Raw genomic sequence first — 18673 nt, 5'->3', positions numbered from 1 at the left:
ATAATCCTTTTTGTATTAATGGTTATTGTCCGATTCCCTTAAGATGACACAAACGTAATTAGAGTTCTCTGAGATGATAACCCTCAAGAGACTACGATGAAGAAAATCAAAACGTTACCGAAACACAGATCGTTTCGATTCTTAACGAAGCAGATCAAGGGCGTAAAGCTGAAGATACCTGTAAAAAACATGGCATCGGCTCGATTGATGCTATAGCTTCATAGATTAAGCTATAGCATTTCTGAATTTGTAAGTTCAAGGAGATTATTTTAGTTTGTGCAACGAGCCTAAATCTCGTGATTCAAACTCTCCATCGAGCTGCGACAAGTAACTTTTAAAACTTGAAATCAATTCGGAAATAACATGAGGATCTTCGGTTAGAAAACCAAAAGGGATCGGCAGAAAGTCGTTATTTTGATAGAGATAACACATAACAAACGCAGCACGATCATTGATGATCACCACCTCTCCGCAGCCCTTAAGATAACCCTCAACAAAACCGCGTAAGCTCTCTTTCAACGGCCGGAATTGGTTTATATAACCCTTGCGAACTTTTCTGTCCTTTCTATGAGGTACGGGCAGAAAAACTTCAAGATTGACCTTCTTCTTGGCAGACAGGTTTTTAAAGTGCTGCAACTGATATTCTGATTTCGCCCAGTAACCATCAGAAGGCGCGATCCATGTAACATTAACGGACTTTTTAGGCGAAGCATTAATAGCTGCATCCAGCTGCTTCTCAAAAATGGACCAGTTATCGTTAAGGATAAGTGAGCCAACAAGAGGCTTATACTTGTCCCCACTTAGAACAGATCGTCTAGCTTCGATGCCGTATTCTGCAACATCGAGATAGCCCCGCTTTAATGACGACACGCCAAACTCATAGTCAAAACTATCAAAGACAGTGGCAATCTCTCGGTGATTATTGGCAGGCCTGTTATCCCTCAGATGTTTTGACAGGAACGCGACCACCTCTTCTTTCGAAAGAAAGTCAGGGCTCTGAATTGGTTCAACTCTATTTCGATCGGTGTCTAGACCGTACACCTGATTAAAGCGCTGAAACTTTTCAGACTGTTTTTTGAAACTGGATATCTTGTAAAGATCTGGATTATCAATGGTTAGATATCTAAAATCTTCCTCCTCGTGAATCTGGTGAAAATAGCGTTGGAAAGCAGACTTGGCAGATTTGCCAGATGTTGATATTGCCTCAGTCGATGGGTAGATGCGTATAGCACTCGTAGCACTTCCAACCTTCTCATTGCTTTTAACATAGGAGAACGTTAGTAAGTCAAATCTAAACTCTTTACGAATGTCCTCAAGACACTGCGTTTTAGGCCGGTTTTCTTGCTGTGAGCTAAAGTAGCCCTGGGCTTTTGGCGTCAGCTGGAATTTCCCTTTGTCATTGACTTGAATTTCGTCAAGGTTAATCATCTGCCCTAAAGCAACCTCCGTTTCCTTCTCAGTAAAACCCATAAACTTGCCAATTTGATCTTTTGTCATATTGCTTAACTCAAGCAATCTAAGAATAAACTCCCTGACAAAGGGCAATTGGTTATTTTGAACTATTGTGTAATCTGCCCGAAATACCTGAACAGGCACGCAGATATCAATAGGAATAAGTGCCAACTGATTATCGTTTAACATTTTTACCCCTACCTTTAGACTGAGTTGGCTTCGCTTTAACAAAGCAATAATCTGCACCTTGATTTTCTTGCATGTAATTAGCGATTTTACCAAGGGGGTATCGGCTATTCTTTCCCTTCCACATATCTGTAGCACCAACGATCACAAGCCGGTCCATTGCTCTGGACAATGCAACATTAATTCGATTTAGAACCCTAAGAAACCTTGGATTTTTATCAGAGGTATTCAGAGTCGTTGATACGATAATCACACGATTTTCCTTGCCTTGATAGCTATCAACAGTATCAATTTTTACCATATCCACAAATTCGTCAGACCATATTTGCTCATTGAACTTTCTGAACAAAAGGCGTTTCTGTGCGCCGTACATACAGATAACACCAATTGCAGGTTCGTCACCAGCAACCTCGGCAAGACTTTTTACAAAGTCAGAATTTTCCTCGATTTGTTTTAGCAAATGAATGATTTGTTCAGCTTCTTCGGAATTAAAGCTGCTGTGATTGTTGTCTTGCTGGCTTCTCGCACAGCTACCGATTGGGCTAATATCTAGCCAAGCTACCGGGGCTGACAATTGAGGGCATTGGTCTCTATATATGTCGGGAATATGTCGGCTTCCGGTTTTCAATTCTGAATCATAAAAAACGTCAGACACCATGTTTCCTATAGGTTCTGCCATACGGTATTGAATCAAAAGCTTGGCTCCGGCAGCCTGTCCGTATTCAGACTCAAAAGCACGTTCAAAGTCACTTTTCAAAACCCAATCGAAGTCGGGGTCACTCTTATTGATCTTGAGGCTACGAGATAGCTCTACCTTGTGCTCATCCTGGTAAGTTGGCGGTAACTGTTTGTGGTCACCAACAAGGAGAACACGCTTACCAGACTGCATGGCAATGGCGAGCTCACTTGAAATAGACCTTGCTGCTTCGTCGATGATTACCCAGTCGTACTGGTTGTCTCGAACAGAGAGATGGCCCAACCCCATTCCTACACAAGTTCCGCAAACCAAGGTTCTAGAACGAGCCAAGAACTCTTCATAGCTTCCAGGGCTTGTATCTAAGCGCTCTTGATAATCATTCATAAGGGCAATCATCAGTCTCACACGATTGGACTCGTTGGGTGCGATTCCATATCTGGCTGCAATACTGTCATTAACCAGTTTGTGAATCTCTTGCGTGGACTGATCTTCCACCGAAACACCGTATTGTTCACTACACTGGGCTGTAATCTGAAGCCTAATATTGTTAGCTACTTGAAATAATCGCTCTCTATCAGGATTGTCGATATGCATGCTGTCCACGTCAGACTTAACCTGTGAAAGGACCTTAATGCGCTTACTCAAACTTAACTCTTTTTCCACTACCGCTTCAAGATATTCCTTGGGTAGGCACAGAGCTTCCTTAAGTGAATACAGCCTCTCAGCGTATTGTGCTCGAAATTCCGCCAAACGTTCCTCAATCAAATACACCGAGTAAGCATCCACCAAGCCCGACGAAATATTAGATGACTGATTGCTGAACCTCACCACATCGAGATCAGTGCTATGCATGGAGCAATGCTGACGAATCCTCTCGGCAGCCGTATTCACAGCCTCATGAGACTGACTCACTAGCAAAATGTGTCTTGCCCCCTCCTTGCTAATAAGATAATGAGTGAATGCTGCAATAAACTCTGTCTTTCCAGTGCCTGGCGGGCCTTGAAGCAATGAAACCGGCCCTGTGGTAACAAGCTTAGAGAATGCAGCTCGTTGCCTTTCATTGAGTGAAATAACGCCGCCATGACCATCATCGCGATCATAAACAGAAAAATCATCATCGGTGGGAGGCTTTGAATACTCGATAGCTTTATCAGCGCTGCAGTCGCCAAAATAATCAACCAAATCGGGGATGACGCTCGTTCTATCGAGAACTCGATCAACAGCCTTCTTACGTCTGGTAAATGATGAGCGCTCCGAGTTGGTTCGAAGATATAAAGTATCATCAATGTTGAATTGGGATTTCGAACTTATCGAAGTTACATATAGAAACCTATTATTGCTCTCTTTTATGTCGAGCTTTCCGCAGCTATAAATCTTGTCGTCGACTTTTCTTATTAGTTCAACCTCATCATCATGAGAGAACTTGTCCATGAAATTAGAGCTAGTGACGTATTGTAATTTTGTCTGGCCATGTTCCGGCGAGAAGTCTGGCTTCGCTGTGAGCGAAATCGTAGGTAGAGCATCTACTTCAGTGTCAATCATCGAACGCCATATCTTCTGTGGTTTTGGCCTTAACTTCTTCTCGACCCCAACCCCCGGAGACTTTAACCCTAGGTTAAGAATTTTCCTTTTGATTACTACCTTAGTACTTGATCCTTCAATAACAGACGGCTTCCCAGTTCGGTTATCTCCACTGATGGAAGAGGGAGCCTCTTGGGCTTTAATATCGAGATCAGGTTCTGATTCGTCCTCATCTGGCTCACGATTAGCTTCTTCTTTCTCTCGAAGTACAGATTCTGCAATTCCGTTAAAGCCGTCTAATGTAGAGAGGAAGTCGTTAAGCTCTGAATAGTCAGAATATTTATCAAAGCTAACCTTTAGCTTCGAATTTGTAACCAGCTGGCTATTCTTTCTCTCCCAGGCGCTAGCAGTGTCACTGTCATGAAAAGGGGCATTTCCCTTAGCAATGCCGGACTTAGGCATGTAAAAAATATTGATACTTCCACCTACACCTGAAAAATGTATTTTCACCTCCCCCTTAGACTTCGCTGCTTCAACATGAATAAACAGCTCTTCGTTATCGGGAAGAATACAGGCGTCAGGTCGGTTGTCGTCAGAGCGAGTGATAATATTGATAAAATTAAGGTCAGCGCTATCAGTAAACTCGATCTCAATTGCCTGTTTAAATCTATCTAATGACAGATATGAACCCACCCCTTGTTGCTCCTGGTTAATGGCAGAAACTAATTCAGGATACTCCTCGGTCGAAGTTTCAATACAGCCCCAATCAATGTCCAAGATCTCTGCAGACATACGAATTACGGCGAAGATATCGCATGAAGATTCGCTAGCTGAGTCAATATTGGTTGGGCTATAACGGTGATTTCTAACTCTTTCACCGGACTTAACGAAATCCAAATAGTCGATAAAACGAACCGATAGACCGTCTCCGTCGTCCAATACAATGACATTTCCGGGGTGCAAGTCGCCATGAAAAACCTCAATACCATGAAGATACTCGATACCGCGAACAATTTGATCAATGACTTGCTTTTTGCTTTCGATGGTTTGTTCATCTTCAAGCCAATTAGCTAATGTTTTACCTTCTACATTTTCCTGAACTAGAAACAGTTGGCTAGTTTTTGACGTAATCCCAAAGTCCTGGATTGCTGCTAGATAGATCGAATTTACCGCTGACAGCCTGCTGGCTTTACTAAGAAAGTCGATACACGCTTGAAATAATTGGGGCTGGTCTACGGTTGGACTAACATCACTCCAAAGTCGGACAACTGAATCGCCTGACATATAGACTTCTTTGAAGTCATTATCGATCAATTCCTCTTCTACAGGGTAGACTTTGTAGGGGTTGAGTTTCTTACGGTATATTTCAAGTTGCTCTTCCTTATGAAGTAGATAGGTTTCTGTGGATGGCTTAGCTTCAGTGAATGCATCCCGAAACTCAGCAGCATTCTTGAAGCGAGCAACTGGATCAGTACTAACTGCCTTTTGGAGAACGTTGCTATACCATTCTCGAGATGTTGATATTTCAGCTAATGCTGCATTTATATTATCAACTGTTACACGCTGCCCCGTCAGAATCAGCTGCGATACAACCCCTAGCGCGTAAACATCACGATGAAAGGGAGTTCCAAGCTCATTAACATCAACGGTGCGGTCATCCTCGGGGAGCGGGATAACCCCCACACTTAGTAGATCTCTTCTGCGACCAACTGTCCCTAGAGGCTGGTAGTACGATGATATGAAGCTAGAAAGAGAGACCTTCTTACTAGGAGACAGCCAAATACTATGATCGCCGATATCACGATGCGCGATATTAGCCTGGTGTAGATCAGCGAACTGCTGGAGCAGTACCTGTACCAACGTTATCCTTTCAGAGTCGTCATAGCCCTCGACGTACTGATTAATATACTCGTTGAGCCGCTTGTGATCCGCTGGTAAATCATAGAGTTCATGAAATTGTCGAGTAATTTCTTCACTTGTAGGATTGGTTTTAGGCTGAAGACAATAACGGTACAAATCTGGTGCTTGGTTTTTGATTTCAACAAGAACATCGCGTTCATGGGATATAATGCCGTAACGACCATCAGGCGTTCTCGACTCTTTGTCACCGACTTTGTCAAAGTCCCACTGCCTTAATAAGGCCTTATCATTTTTGTTGGCCTCACTTGTAGCAATGTATTCTTTATAAACAGAACTCTGTCCAGGGAGGGGGAAAATTTGGTCTTCAGAAGTAGTGACATAGTTTTGTACGGATAGATGCTTAGGTTTTACATTATCGCCAGATATAAGATCATCGAAAATTGAGAATTGGGAGTTAAGCGCGTAATTAGGTTGTCGAACGTTAAACCTCTTATTGTATTTCGACTCATCAGCTAACTTTAAAAACTCGTTTATCCCCATCACATGTCTCTTCTCCTGATCTGGGAGCGCAGAGTAATCATTGTTGTTACTCAGGACGACCATAAAATCGATCCAGGGCGTCCTCCTATTAGAAAACTCGTAGTTGATTTTATCGAGCTTATTTTTGATCAAATATACCTTGTTCTGGGTTACACGTACCGGAGATCTATACTTTTCGAAGCCGTCACAATACCATTTGTCGTTGTGATAGGTTACTTTTCGGCCTTTTAGATCTTTAAGCTCAACAATTAACACCCGATCATGGGTAATAAGTAATAAGTCGAATTCACCTTCAAAACCTTTGCTATCAACGAATCTAAAGCCGGCGTAACCCTTCCAGGGAAACATTTCATCAATCGGCTTGCCAAAGGCTTCTCCGAGCTGAGCTGCCATAGAACTATGCTTAGTCTTTACGCTATTCGTTGGTGCTGTTGTCTTAGCAACAAACGCTTCTGTCATTGCGTCGATCGCATCAATTTCTTGGAGGTGGAGTCCACCCTCCCAAATAACTACTTCCATTAAAGCTTCCATACCTTATGCGATGCAAAGCATCACGTAGTTCTGTCAATCATTCGCTGCGATCTCAAGCAGCGCCGCACAAACACATCACAACTAAGATGTCATCACAGCGAAACAAAAACAATTGTCCACTCCCCCATACAAGAGACACTTCAATGCTAGGCTTTTCAGTTACTTGGTGATGCACCAAATGTGGCATATCACCAGTCTCTAGGTTAGTGACCCTAACGCTACCCTAAGTAATTTAACGGTTCATTTTTAACATATAGTCTGCGCGTTTCGGTACATTTCCAATTAGCTTTTTGAGCGCAAAAGAAACCCGATACTGCCACATTCCTGTTTTGCTCATGCTGAAACCTAAATTATTTTTGAACTTACCGAAAATCTCAACAATCGGCCTTCTATCTTGAGGAAGCTTACTAGCAGATATCAGATAACCCAGTCTACCGTTGGCGCTGTATACTCCGACAGCCGCCTTAAAGCTAACGATCAAATAAACGCTATCATCTGTAATCTTCGAAGTGAACTCACAGATGGGCAAAGCGTTTGATAGTATTGGTCGCATGCTGTCACCAGCAAACTTTGGACACGTGAGGCCACCCCTGCAGATTAAAAGCTGTCGACCAAAGCAACTTTTCAGATCGATGAAAGTAAAAACGTTACGCCGTTATCTCGACCAACTGAGTAATACTCTATGGCACTTAAGGAGCCCTGTTAGTTGAAGACAATTGATTATCCGAAGACGCCCAATCAAAAGAATCCTTTCACCTTTGGGCACTGAGAAATATGCAACCGTCCATGGTTATGTAATTAAGAATATAAGTTATGCGCAAAAGACTACAAAAATTTTCTGCCTGCCGTCAACAAAAATCGCGCAACGAGGTAGAGAAGAGAAACCGGCGACTGGGGTAGATTAATCGTCAAACCTCCCCAAACCGATTCATTGCTATTCAGATCGATTCAAACTAAACTCAATTAAACACGATCAACGAATTTACATACAATTAATACACATATGGCGTAAATTTAATGAATTTTAGAAACATTTCAAAAAGTTATTGCACCATCAACAATAACCCCGGCTCCACCAAACAAGCATCTAGCAACATCCAAAAGTATCTTAAAGCCCACAGCATTATTAGCTTTGGGCTTTTTTATTGTCTAACAATATCTCGAGACCTGTCGAATTATCCAGCTACCACTGGGTGATCATAGGTGTCACTTTTTCTGTCGGGCCGATCACTTGAAGATTTTGATCTAGCTGAATAACTTCTCCATAAATACGGTAATAGTCGAAAGTACCACCCTCCGCCCACATCTCTTGATACTCATCCTGATGGGCTCGGCAAGCTGCAACGATCATTCGATGCTCATCATCCTTTGACAAATTAGCTAACTCCATAGGTAGCTTAATTACCCTGGCCGTATGAAACCCCCAACGAGCCATCAACCCTTGAGGCTTAAACTTCTTTGCGGGGTTAAAGCGCAGATGAGGGCGGAACGCCAACCTATCCATTTCTTCTCGCCGTTTATTCAAAGCCTTAGCCTGCTGATCTATTGCCAATCGAAATTTACCCTCGTCTTCCCCCAGAATGGAAAGAAGGCGATCTTGAAAACCTAGGTTATCTGTAGGGTCAGAGAAATAGCAACCCAGGCGCTGCAATCCCTTGTTGATATTTCGATACCCCAGTTGCGCTACTAGCTGAGTTTGAGAAATACCAACCTCACGAATTCGACTATAAATGTATGACTTGATAATGCTCATGTTCCCTCCATAGCGAAGTAACAAACATGGCGCTGACTACACAATGATTAGATCATTGACGTTATAAAATAAGGCTGATGAGGTTCCAAAGGTGTCAGCAGGATGCTGACCGGAATTAGTGAGTCTCAACGCTTTAGCCATGTTTATTCACCTGCAAGTTGCTGTTTAAATCGGTGATGGTTTCTTTAAAAACCGTTAGCTAATCTACCTCGATAGCGCATAAATGTAAAGGAGCTAGCCGGCCCAGAGAAACCACATCGGCTCTGGTTACACAGGCTGACCAATAGGCTCCTGTATCAACTATTAGCTACGTCATAGGTTGCCTCTAATGGAGCATTCTTCACATGTGCGGACTGTTTTGACACGTTTTGACAGTGATTAAGAAGGTCGCCGCTTAGCTACACCCCAGTAGAACAGTATTCTCCCATCTTAAATTAATAGAGCGTCTCTTTTCGTCAAGCGGGTACAAAGCGTTGATCTAACTTAAATTTTCGCGGGTAAAGTAATTTGAATTAATGAGGCGAGGTCTCAGCACTGTCGCAACTGAATCAAGATGCTCTATACTTAGAACAACACTAGGAAGAGCGTTTTATTATGGACCCCTACTCATTTCTACTCGGCCTTTCAGTAATGCTTTTATCAGCTTCGGTAGTCGCTTTATCTGTAGAGCATAGCTGCAAAAATATCGGCATCTATCTCGATGAGGAAGACATTAAATTGCTCGAGGGTGAGTCGCGTAGAAAGTAGCCGTTATTATTAGCGCCTTCAATTAAACTACGTTTTGCCAGCTTGCTCTCGACTGATTTTGACTCCTTGGAAGTAGCTAGACTTACTCTCAGAAAACTCCTTTCCTTAATTTTAATGGAATTCTCTACTTAAAACCGCTCTCTTTTCTCGGGGGGATTACAAAACCAGCCTAACGCTAGTTGCCCTATCCATCAACCTACCGTCTACAGTTTAAAATCTTGATTTAGATTTTTCCAATGCTCAATTAACTTTTGTTTGTGCGCCTCATTCATCGGAAGATCCGCAATAGCCGAATGCCACTGTGCTCGAGCCTTATCCATTACATCTTCCAAATGAGGCTTTATTGCTCGCCAAGGTATACCTGACTTTTCTGACCATGCCTTAAAATCTTCGAAAGATACAGCATACCAATCCTTCGTTTTTCCTAAATTCAAAGCAAAGTTGCGTTCCCCATCGATATACACACTTGTTGTTACTATGTCATAGGCTGGGGATAGTCTCGGCGTCACCTTATCTTCGTATAGTAGGCTCCAGTTTTTTAAATGCGCATCACCATTGGCCAACAAGATATTCACTAGCAATCGTCTTGCGAACTGCTGGACGTCAGCTAAAGCATCGCCTGAAAACTCGTACAGGACACGGCCAATCTGCTCATAGTTTGCAGAGTTATATTTTTCATGGGGATACTTCACTAACACTTGGGCGAAGTCTTCCATGTGAACTCTATTGCTCTCCTGTCGATCAAAACGCTTTATTGCAAAAGCAAAGGCTTCGTCTGGCAAATTGATTTGTGGCAGGTTATCCAGCTGGCTCATATCAACCAGCTTAATTTCGGGTATATCTACTCCGACTAATGACGCTAGAGTCATCGCCGAGAACTCATTAACAGGAACGTCTTTATGTTTTGTCGATGGTGTTTTGATTATCCAATCACCTAAATCCCCAGATTTAGAGAGATTATAACGCCCATCCTTTTCCTTCATTGAAAACTTCATCTGGACACCAGCTAACGAAAATTTATTTTCTCGTTCTAATTTCTCGAACTTCACAACTTTAGTGTCTCGATTATGTCCGCCAGAAATAAGCGACATTACATTATCAGGTACATCTTCAGGACCTAAGGGTGTGGCAACAATCGCACCCGGCAAATCTTCCCCTAGATAAGAGAAGATGTGAAACTCGTTATCTACATGTACCTTTAATCCTTGCGCAATAAGCTCTCGTAGCGACCCTTCTGGCAATAGGTTTGATAATGTTGGATGTAAGCGTTGATTTCGTGCCCAAGGCTCTGACAACAATTTGTTAGAGTGAGGGAATGCTGGATGGGTGATCAAGCTAAACGTCGAGCGGTGAGCATTACTGCTAAATTCATCGGCAAAAATAAGTACGTTCCTGCCATTCAGGTAACCAGCCAAATAACCTACCAGTTCTCCATGGAGCGTTAACTGAATAACGTTTACAGCGTTGCTCACGAGTCATCTCCAAGCAAATCTTGCCACGGATCATCAGACAGGCTTTTCTTGCTCGCTGCCTTGGTTGTGCTTCGTTGGCCAGAGCCCGGACCTTCTGAACCTGCTTCCCACTCATCTGCAGATTTACCTTCAAGAACGGCGAAAACAGCCCCGATCTTCTCCTTGGGAATAAGCATTAACTCGCTATTCAAACCTTTCGCTATCAATTCGAGCGTATCCAGCCGTGGGTTCCCTTTAGACTCCAAACGTTGATATTGCTGACGAGACACGCCAACACGCAACATCATGTCGTTTTGTTTGAGACCTAAATCTAAACGCCTCTTTTTGAGCTGCTGAAGTAGAGTATTCATGCCATCCTGTAAACATATGCGTTGCTTTTACCTGTAAAGAAACATATTAGTTTCACCTACCACAAAAAGCAACTAATATATTGCTTTAAGTTCAAGCTGATCCAGAAAGCCCCTAAAGCAACTTATTTATTGCTTTAGCAATTTGCGTAATGGCGTATAGTTATACCCAGGGTTTAACTATGGAGAAAATCCTAAACCAATGATAAAAATAAACACCAACCACTACAGATTGTCGAGTTGGAAAAAAGTTGCCTAGCGATAATGATATCAACTGGATCAGTCCGACACATAGAGCAAGCGCTTTTCTATCCGACTCTCGCATCAAAACAGTCAGGTGGTTAGCAAAAAGCTCGACCCACGAAGATTTACTCCACATGATATTGAGAAACTTCATTTTGCGGAGCTTGACGAAGTTTATATAGCGACCGACGGGTTCTGGGACCAGTCAACGCCTGAGCATAATGATGATGCAAGCTTTATCACACTCGCCTTAAATGATAGGAATGGCACCACTTCGGAAAACACTACTCAATTCAGTTATCAGTCGACCCTATCGACAGCAATATCGACAGACTAATCACTCTCCATTCAATTCCCTTCTGGGAGTTGAATCATGCGTCCCTTGAGGTGGGATACATTGCACAGAATTGAGTTAGTCAACGCCTGAAAGCACTGGAACTAAAGGGCGCCGTATTTTTTGCTCACTGCACAACGGGCCTTGATTGAAAAGGATTTCGGACTTCCAGTCCTAATCACTGCTTACCTTACCAACCGGGTAACCAACGCTTTAGCTAGTTTATTGTACGCAACCAATCCAACACTGCTTTGTCACTACCGCGATCTAGATCGTTTGGAAAATGGATTGTTGGGCTATAACTCCCGCCATCTGGTCTGATACGATCTCGATACACTTTGATTGGTATAACCGCTCTAAAGCGATATCCAGGAAGGAACGTCCGTCTAACCTCGATATAGTTTGTATCGGCACTCGTTTCTTCGCCAACGAAACTAATTCCCTCAAAAGAACTAAGTAAGTCGAGGAAATCTAAGCAGGCACTGACGCATGCTGAATCCATTAGAACGATAACGTTTCCGGTCAAAGGAGCATCAATATCTCTGCTTGGCTGTCGCTGGGGAATATCTTGACGGAGAAGTGCACCACCGTCCGGAATTGAAGCCCGCATCGTTTGCGCTAAGTTCAGTCGCCCGAAGGACTCGACATGCGCTGCGTTATCCTCTGAAACTCTCCACTCAACGGACGAAGCGGAAGAACGTCTATAGGCCTCGACATATTGAGGAGACCAGATAAGCTGCGAAAACTTCACCCCCCACTGGCTGTTGCCGCCGCCGTTACCTCGGACATCTAATATAACTAAGGGGGCTGTTCTTAGCTTATCGAGGTCTGACTCAACCTGAGAATAAAGAGCCTGTAATTGCGTCGCAACGCGATTATTGAAGCTTGGGAGCTTGATCCAAGCCACATCGTTGTGATTGATATATTCAAATTGGCCGCCCCATTTTTGTTGTCCTGGCGCACCGGAACGCCATCCTGAAGAGTCAATCGAAGACCATTCAAGCCTGCGGGCGCTATCATCCCCCACAACCTGGCAGGATATAGGAGCATCAACAAATGGGTTACCGTGCTGAGTAAATAACCAGGGGGCAGCGGCATTTTCTCTCGGTGTAATACCCGAGCCTCTGAATTTAAAAACCGTATCCTCTAACAACGTTGTAATCGATTTATCGTCGCAGGCGAGAATGATATCACCCTCGTTAAATCCTCCACCTGTAGAGACCACCTTCATTACCGATTTACCGATTCACCGTTGTCACGCTGATCGAGCGACGCGTAGAATCCAGTCCATTGATAAGTGGTGAATGTGTTTTCTAGGAACCTGTCAGGAAGTCCAATACTGGCTCCTCCTAAATGTGGGTCATTATATGTCGCCTCGTAACGTTCCATGGCCCAGATATAACCCGCTCGCGAACCAATCTCTTCGGTCAGCGCAATTGCTTCGTCGCGCGCATGCTCCATAAGCGCGATGAATTCAGGGTTTTCTTCGTCAACCGGGCCCGGGTGATGCTGCAAAATCAAGGCATGCCAAGCGTTAATATCTTCGCGGGCAGCCTCTCTCCAATCGGTCAACGCTAAGCGCATCGAGTAAAGTGCAATGAGAATAATAGTGATCGAGAAATAGAGGATAATCAGCCACTTTAATCCCTTGAAAATCGACTTCATTTAATGCTCCGTGAAAAAGTGAGTGAAACCCACAATTAACTGCTAAGACCACTTGGTACGGTCCTGGAAATCTAGACTCTCACTAGCTCACTCGAACCCTGCCACTGGTTGCGGAAGGCGACTAGCAATCTCCTTAATCCTGAAAGGCCTACACCTCATCCTCAACTACAATCTCAGTATTCTCTAGCGCCTGTTTCGTCCACATCTGGTACGAGGGGTGCGCGAGTATCGCTTTCACGTACTCACCGGCGGTGCCAGCTAGCTTCATCTGATAGGTATTCAGCCTCGAGGCAATAGGAGCAAAATAGCAGTCGGCAATACCGAACTCGCCAAATAAACGTAGGTCGCCGTTGGTGTCGGGGCGGGCGTATTGGTTAAAGATCGATTCGATACGGGCAAGGTCGCACTTGGCGTCGTCTGTGATACTAATGGCTTTAGACATGCGGCAGTTCATCGGCATCTCGCTCCGTAACGCGCTAAAACCAGCGTGCATCTCAGCGCAGATCGCGCGGGCCTGTGCACGGTTTTTTAGATCACTTGGCCAGCCTTTGCCTTGCAGATAGACTTCGCTTACGTACTCGCAAATGGCGAGCGAGTCGTGCACATTGATATCGCCATCAATCAGCACCGGCACGCGGCAGCTTTCGCTGTACTTACTGAGGCGTTCGCTAAGTTGGTGCGAGTTCAGTGACTCGTGAACCTCGTCAAACACAATGCCGCTAGCGTGCAATAAAAGCCAAGGACGTAGCGACCAAGAGGAGTAGTTTTTGTTGCCTATAATGAGTTGCATACTGTGGCTCCTAGTTTAACTCGAGGCAGCATAGCAATAATTGCAGGGCTAAGTTAAGTCGCGCGCGCCTAAAACAACAAGCTGATTGTTAGCTACATAGCCGTACAATCAGCCTCCATAAGAAGCACTTCCTCACTGGTCTCTTTATTTCGTAGATAACAGCCTCCCTCTCGGAGCCAGAGCTCTAGAATGAAGGGAGCTTCATCAACTCGACTGTCAATCACCGTGCCATCTGGGGCGCGAATAACCGCTCGCTGGATCAGCAACCGGTTACTCGTGGCAAAGGCGTTGGCGCCAATGGCGATCTCTCGGCCACCGAACAGCATGCTGGCTGACTCCCTCAATTCAGCCAGCGACTCCTCCGATTGAACCGGAATTAGCGCCGCCGACTCCTGACTCGTGGTGCTCAGCTCACAAGCCATCAGCATTTGCGACGCCATCAGCAGCACTAGATTACTAATAATTTTTTTCATTACTGCTCCGTTTGCTTGAATGGATCGGTGTAGTTAGTCATTAGACGTATCATATGCTGTGTTGATCCAAAGCCACCGGTATCAAAGGACTGAAATCCAGAGGCTGGAACCGTAAAGCCCTGTTGCCCACCCAATCCGGAACGTGTGGAGACCTGGGTAACAACGGGGCAGGAACCGCTGACGCGGTAGTCCAGTGCAGCGGCAACCAGTGGATCATTAACATCACCCAATGGGTAGGAAAGGTCATCCACCACATAACAACCATTCTGAAGTATGCCGGGCGCGATAGGCTCGTTCATTGGAGTGAAGCCATCTGAGTAGCCGCCCTGCCCCTTATTATTCACGCCGTCGAACTGGATGCTGAAGTAGGTGGTACCGCAGTTATCCGTGGGGTAGAAGCCATAGGGCTTGCCGCAGGTAGTGCTACCAACCAATACCACTTCAACGTCTATGCCGCTTAAGCCATTAATAATGGCCTCACTGGCGGAGCAAGTACCGCCCGTAGTTAGGATAAATACTCGGTTAAGGTTAAGAGTTGGTAACGGGAAGCCACTACCATATTTATCTGAATACTGACTGGTGGCGTTATAGAAAGGCGTTGGAGTGAGCGTTTCGCCGGTCACTGGATTAGTATTCGGGTATTTGTCGTTAAAACGAAGCTCGTCAAATATTCTGCCGTTCGTTGAGGCTGGTCCGGCAATCATGTAAGACAACTGGCTGGCGATAAATAACAAGCCGCCGCCGTTATAACGCAAATCTAAAACTAGGTCTGATACGTTGTTGCTTTGCAACAGGGTCACGGCATCAACGAGTTTATCTTCCGAGACAAAGTTGTGATCATTGAAGAACACATAACCAACGTTACCGCTCCCGGTGTTAAAAACGTCCACAATGGGAACTGGGTCCGCTTCTACCTCAACGGCTGAAAGCATAACGTCTCGAGTATCACTGCTACCTATGTTTTGTACCGTAAAGGTATGACTCTCTCCAATAGATGACGGAAATAGACCCGCGTTGAGCGCATCAACATCATTACCATTTTCAACATCAACACCATCAATGGCCAAGACTTTTATGCCGCGCGAAAGGTTTGCTGCCGACGTATCAGCCGGTGAGCCTGGCTCAATATAGCGAATATATAGTTCTCTTGGCGGGGACGAGCTCACCAAAGCCCAGTCAATGCCATAGCTAACGGAAATACCCGCTTGGGTTAGCTTTTCATACTCGCTGGTTTCATAGGTAAAGTGAAAGCGATCCTTTGGATTACCTGAGGGAGTGGTAGCATCGGTTCTTAATAACTCAAAATACTCCACAGGGTCATTGTAGCTCCCTGGGTCAATATCCGGTAACTCATTGTACCAGAGGTAGGTATCGTTACTCCAAGAGCGCAGGAAGTGATTTTCATAGAGTATTGAACCCGCCTGATCATTATAGGGATTACCATTAATATCATTAAACGTCCGAGGATTCTCACAACGTGCCACGAAGTTATCAGCGTCTTCAAATACTCCCGGCGTGTAGCTTGGGCCAGTTGAACCGCCGCCACCGCTTGGTGGCACATCAGGTCCACTATCTCTTCCTCCGCCGCCACAACCTGTGAGGGCGTAACTCGCTAGAAGTGCGATGAAGAGAGGCTTTCCGTATCCATGTTTAATCATATTATTATCCGTTTTTATTTACGTCTTAAGCCTAACTCAGGATGGTGCCTGGTTATTAGGTGGCAGACAAAGTCTGTCATCTACTTGGCTGTAAATACAAAGTATAAAGAGGTTCTTGACGCTATAACAGCCTCTCTAGAGTATACGCTTCAAACAGATTTTCACGGCACTAAAGCAATAGCTGTAGTTGCTCGTTTGGCCTAAACCTACAGATGCTCGCAGAGACTTCTTACTGAGGTCAACTACCGCCCCGCTGCCATACCTCCCCCACTAAAAGGCTATTTCACCGCCCGATGCAACCGTCAACAGAAATGGCGTAAAGCCTACCGCCCCAATAATCATCAACAACGTTAACACCACCAGCACAAAACTCGCCACATACTTGGCGCCAAGACTACGTTTCTCTTTCGCGTAGAAATAGAGCTGCAGTGCCGCTAGCGGTATCACATAGCAACCAAAGGTCCACATGAGGAAGAATGGGTCACCGAAAGACGGTTCAAGACCCAAAAGTGTGCCAGATATCAAATAGCTAAACACTCCCACTCGCAAGATCCACTGCGCGTTAGCCACCAAGAATAAACGCAGCGCCCATTTACGATGGCTAGTAATATCTCGTTTAATCGCGAAACGCACCGTTAGGAAGGCGAAGCTTAAAATGAGCAGGCCATTAATACTGGTACCCACGCCCGACATATCAATGGGATCTTGATCACGAATCCAAACCAAATAGAACCCTGAGATTGCCAACGCAAACACAGTGGTTAGATAGGTATAGCCGTTCACCTTATGAAACTTGGGAAAGCGCGAACGAAGCTGAGGTATCAACTGAAGAGCACCACCAAAGGCCACAATACCTCCGCCAATGGCATGCGCAGCGAAGGCAAGATTGCCACCAAAATCCCCCGCCACAAACGGCGTTGATCCCATGGCTTCCCAGCGATTCCAAATTTCCATATTGTTGCTAATCACGGAGAAACCGTAGAAGGTCATAATGTAGTAGAAGAAGAACCACTGACCTGCCATGACGGCAAGAAACCAGAAAATCGTCGAATACTTAAGCGTTCGGTTTGCCAGCGTCATTGCCGATGAATTCTGCGGAGAAGTTTGTTGCGTAGCGGCCGCTGAGGTAGCTGAATCAGTTACTGTGTTTTCCATTGTACGATATCTCATTGAAGCAAATTAGGCGCTTAGAATGAGCTGTAAACTGGCTACTTTCGTCCAAATGGGCCGATTCGAACATTTTAATGGATAAAATTGTCGGAGCTTTGCACTGTTTGGTGCTTTCGATATCCTGTTGGCGTGAAACCCGTGGATTTCTTAAAGGCGGTATTGAACGTTGATTTCGAATTGAAACCCACCTCGTAAGCAATGCTCGTCACTTGATTTTTAGTACTCAAGAGCAGTGACTTGGCCTGTTCAACGCGAAAGCTATTCACGTAATGAAAGAAGTTGGTATTGAGGAACTGCGAGAGTGTTTCTGAAATTTGGTTTTCGCTGACCGAAATAGCATCGGACAAACGCTTCAATGACAAGTCCTCCTCCAGATAGAGCGCATCCTGTTTCATCGCCTGACTGAGTTTATTGGCAATCTGCTGCAACTGCTCGGTGGCCAGTGCATAGGTTTTGGCTGGTTTACGCTGTGGCTCGGCTTTATCGCTTTCTTCGAGGATAGGCTGTTTCAGCGCAAAATGGGTAAATACCATTAGCACTGACATCTCAAAGAGCGGCAGTACCACCCCGGACCCAAACCACCTAACACCCAAGAACCCCATCATGAAGTCCAGCGCAAACAAACCCCACACCGCTCCCCACAACACCAGTAGAACCCTGAACCAATCCATCGAACGCTTCTCGATGGTAGAAAAGCGCTCCATTAATTGTCGCCGATGGCGGGCGTGTAATCGGAAGGTTACAACCAGGTAAGCTGCGGTGAACAAAATAAAGGCAATGGTGGCAAACAAGCAGGTCATAAACGCGATCTGCCAAAGCTCAGGGTCTCGAGTCGCTGGATTAGCCAGCGCTAACTTATCCGCGGAACTGATGCCTAAAGCGAAAGGAAGCATCCCAACAATAACGAGTAGCGGCCCAGTGAGTGCTAACAAATACGCCCTTCCATTAACCTGCCGATCAGGCGACATGGTAGCGATAGCGTAAAAGTACAGAGCAGGACCTAACAACATCCGCAAAGGAAGCTGCATTCCCGCCAAGGCCGGAGCATATTGGTAGGCGCCTGAATAGATAAATAGCTCGCCCAGAATATGCGCTAACAACAGGAGCAGTAGAACACCAAGGTAAATTGATTGCTGCTGACGCTTACGACTTAACACATCAATAAGGGCAAAACAGGTCATTCCCATCATGCTAGCGTAAATCACTGTCGGAACAATATTGATGCCCATTTTCT

Annotated in this window: 12 protein-coding genes; all 12 read right to left on the bottom strand. The window is 44.9% G+C overall.

What is annotated here, in order from left to right; translation table 11 throughout:
• Positions 1–264: 264 nt before the first annotated feature.
• Positions 265–1641, bottom strand: coding sequence for a hypothetical protein (locus tag DFR27_RS03155; RefSeq protein ID WP_121875993.1), 1377 nt, complete (start codon positions 1639–1641; stop codon positions 265–267).
• Entirely contained in the window at positions 1628–6775 is a 5148-nt protein-coding gene (locus tag DFR27_RS03150) for an AAA domain-containing protein (protein ID WP_170150761.1), read from the bottom strand. The genes DFR27_RS03155 and DFR27_RS03150 overlap by 14 nt, the downstream gene beginning before the upstream one ends.
• Positions 6776–7970: 1195 nt before the next feature.
• Complete coding sequence (locus DFR27_RS03140; RefSeq protein ID WP_121875990.1) at positions 7971–8540, bottom strand: hypothetical protein; 570 nt, start codon at positions 8538–8540, stop codon at positions 7971–7973.
• A 950-nt stretch (positions 8541–9490) separates the two neighbouring features.
• Positions 9491–10759, bottom strand: coding sequence for a type II toxin-antitoxin system HipA family toxin (locus DFR27_RS03135; RefSeq protein WP_121875989.1), 1269 nt, complete (start codon positions 10757–10759; stop codon positions 9491–9493).
• Positions 10756–11109, bottom strand: coding sequence for a helix-turn-helix domain-containing protein (locus DFR27_RS03130; RefSeq protein ID WP_121875988.1), 354 nt, complete (start codon positions 11107–11109; stop codon positions 10756–10758). The genes DFR27_RS03135 and DFR27_RS03130 overlap by 4 nt, the downstream gene beginning before the upstream one ends.
• Positions 11110–11900: 791 nt before the next feature.
• The gene (locus DFR27_RS03125) at positions 11901–12914 is read right to left on the bottom strand and encodes a S41 family peptidase (protein ID WP_121875987.1); all 1014 of its coding nucleotides are present in this window, start codon (positions 12912–12914) and stop codon (positions 11901–11903) included.
• Positions 12914–13348 (bottom strand): hypothetical protein, encoded by a 435-nt coding sequence (locus tag DFR27_RS03120; RefSeq protein ID WP_121875986.1) that lies wholly within the window; start codon positions 13346–13348, stop codon positions 12914–12916. Before DFR27_RS03120 ends, DFR27_RS03125 begins: the two co-directional genes overlap by 1 nt.
• 148 nt (positions 13349–13496) lie before the next feature.
• Positions 13497–14138: a glutathione S-transferase family protein gene (locus DFR27_RS03115; protein WP_121875985.1), complete on the bottom strand. Its 642-nt coding sequence runs from the start codon at positions 14136–14138 to the stop codon at positions 13497–13499.
• A 92-nt stretch (positions 14139–14230) separates the two neighbouring features.
• Positions 14231–14611 (bottom strand): hypothetical protein, encoded by a 381-nt coding sequence (locus DFR27_RS03110; protein WP_121875984.1) that lies wholly within the window; start codon positions 14609–14611, stop codon positions 14231–14233.
• Complete coding sequence (locus DFR27_RS03105) at positions 14611–16269, bottom strand: S41 family peptidase (protein ID WP_121875983.1); 1659 nt, start codon at positions 16267–16269, stop codon at positions 14611–14613. Before DFR27_RS03105 ends, DFR27_RS03110 begins: the two co-directional genes overlap by 1 nt.
• Before the next feature lie 270 nt (positions 16270–16539).
• Positions 16540–17424, bottom strand: a complete 885-nt coding sequence (locus tag DFR27_RS03095) for a DUF2306 domain-containing protein (RefSeq protein WP_121875981.1) — start codon at positions 17422–17424, stop codon at positions 16540–16542.
• A gap of 86 nt (positions 17425–17510) precedes the next feature.
• Positions 17511–18668 carry a helix-turn-helix domain-containing protein gene (locus DFR27_RS03090; protein WP_245962590.1) on the bottom strand — a complete coding sequence of 386 codons (1158 nt, stop codon included), beginning with the start codon at positions 18666–18668 and terminating at the stop codon, positions 17511–17513.
• Positions 18669–18673 lie beyond the last annotated feature (5 nt).

Source organism: Umboniibacter marinipuniceus (assembly GCF_003688415.1).
Classification (GTDB): Bacteria; Pseudomonadota; Gammaproteobacteria; order Pseudomonadales; family DSM-25080; genus Umboniibacter; species Umboniibacter marinipuniceus.
The sequence above is the reverse complement of the archived record's forward strand: the minus strand, read 5'-3'. Positions and strand labels throughout refer to the sequence as shown.

What these genes read in the sequence shown, in the direction of transcription:
- DFR27_RS03155 (WP_121875993.1), bottom strand. Translation starts at nt 1,641, where the DNA reads ATGTTAAACGATAATCAGTTGGCACTTATTCCTATTGATATCTGCGTG.
- DFR27_RS03150 (WP_170150761.1), bottom strand. Translation starts at nt 6,775, where the DNA reads ATGGAAGTAGTTATTTGGGAGGGTGGACTCCACCTCCAAGAAATTGAT.
- DFR27_RS03140 (WP_121875990.1), bottom strand. Translation starts at nt 8,540, where the DNA reads ATGAGCATTATCAAGTCATACATTTATAGTCGAATTCGTGAGGTTGGT.
- DFR27_RS03130 (WP_121875988.1), bottom strand. Translation starts at nt 11,109, where the DNA reads ATGAATACTCTACTTCAGCAGCTCAAAAAGAGGCGTTTAGATTTAGGT.
- DFR27_RS03125 (WP_121875987.1), bottom strand. Translation starts at nt 12,914, where the DNA reads ATGAAGGTGGTCTCTACAGGTGGAGGATTTAACGAGGGTGATATCATT.
- DFR27_RS03120 (WP_121875986.1), bottom strand. Translation starts at nt 13,348, where the DNA reads ATGAAGTCGATTTTCAAGGGATTAAAGTGGCTGATTATCCTCTATTTC.
- DFR27_RS03115 (WP_121875985.1), bottom strand. Translation starts at nt 14,138, where the DNA reads ATGCAACTCATTATAGGCAACAAAAACTACTCCTCTTGGTCGCTACGT.
- DFR27_RS03110 (WP_121875984.1), bottom strand. Translation starts at nt 14,611, where the DNA reads ATGAAAAAAATTATTAGTAATCTAGTGCTGCTGATGGCGTCGCAAATG.
- DFR27_RS03105 (WP_121875983.1), bottom strand. Translation starts at nt 16,269, where the DNA reads ATGATTAAACATGGATACGGAAAGCCTCTCTTCATCGCACTTCTAGCG.
- DFR27_RS03095 (WP_121875981.1), bottom strand. Translation starts at nt 17,424, where the DNA reads ATGGAAAACACAGTAACTGATTCAGCTACCTCAGCGGCCGCTACGCAA.
- DFR27_RS03090 (WP_245962590.1), bottom strand. Translation starts at nt 18,668, where the DNA reads ATGGGCATCAATATTGTTCCGACAGTGATTTACGCTAGCATGATGGGA.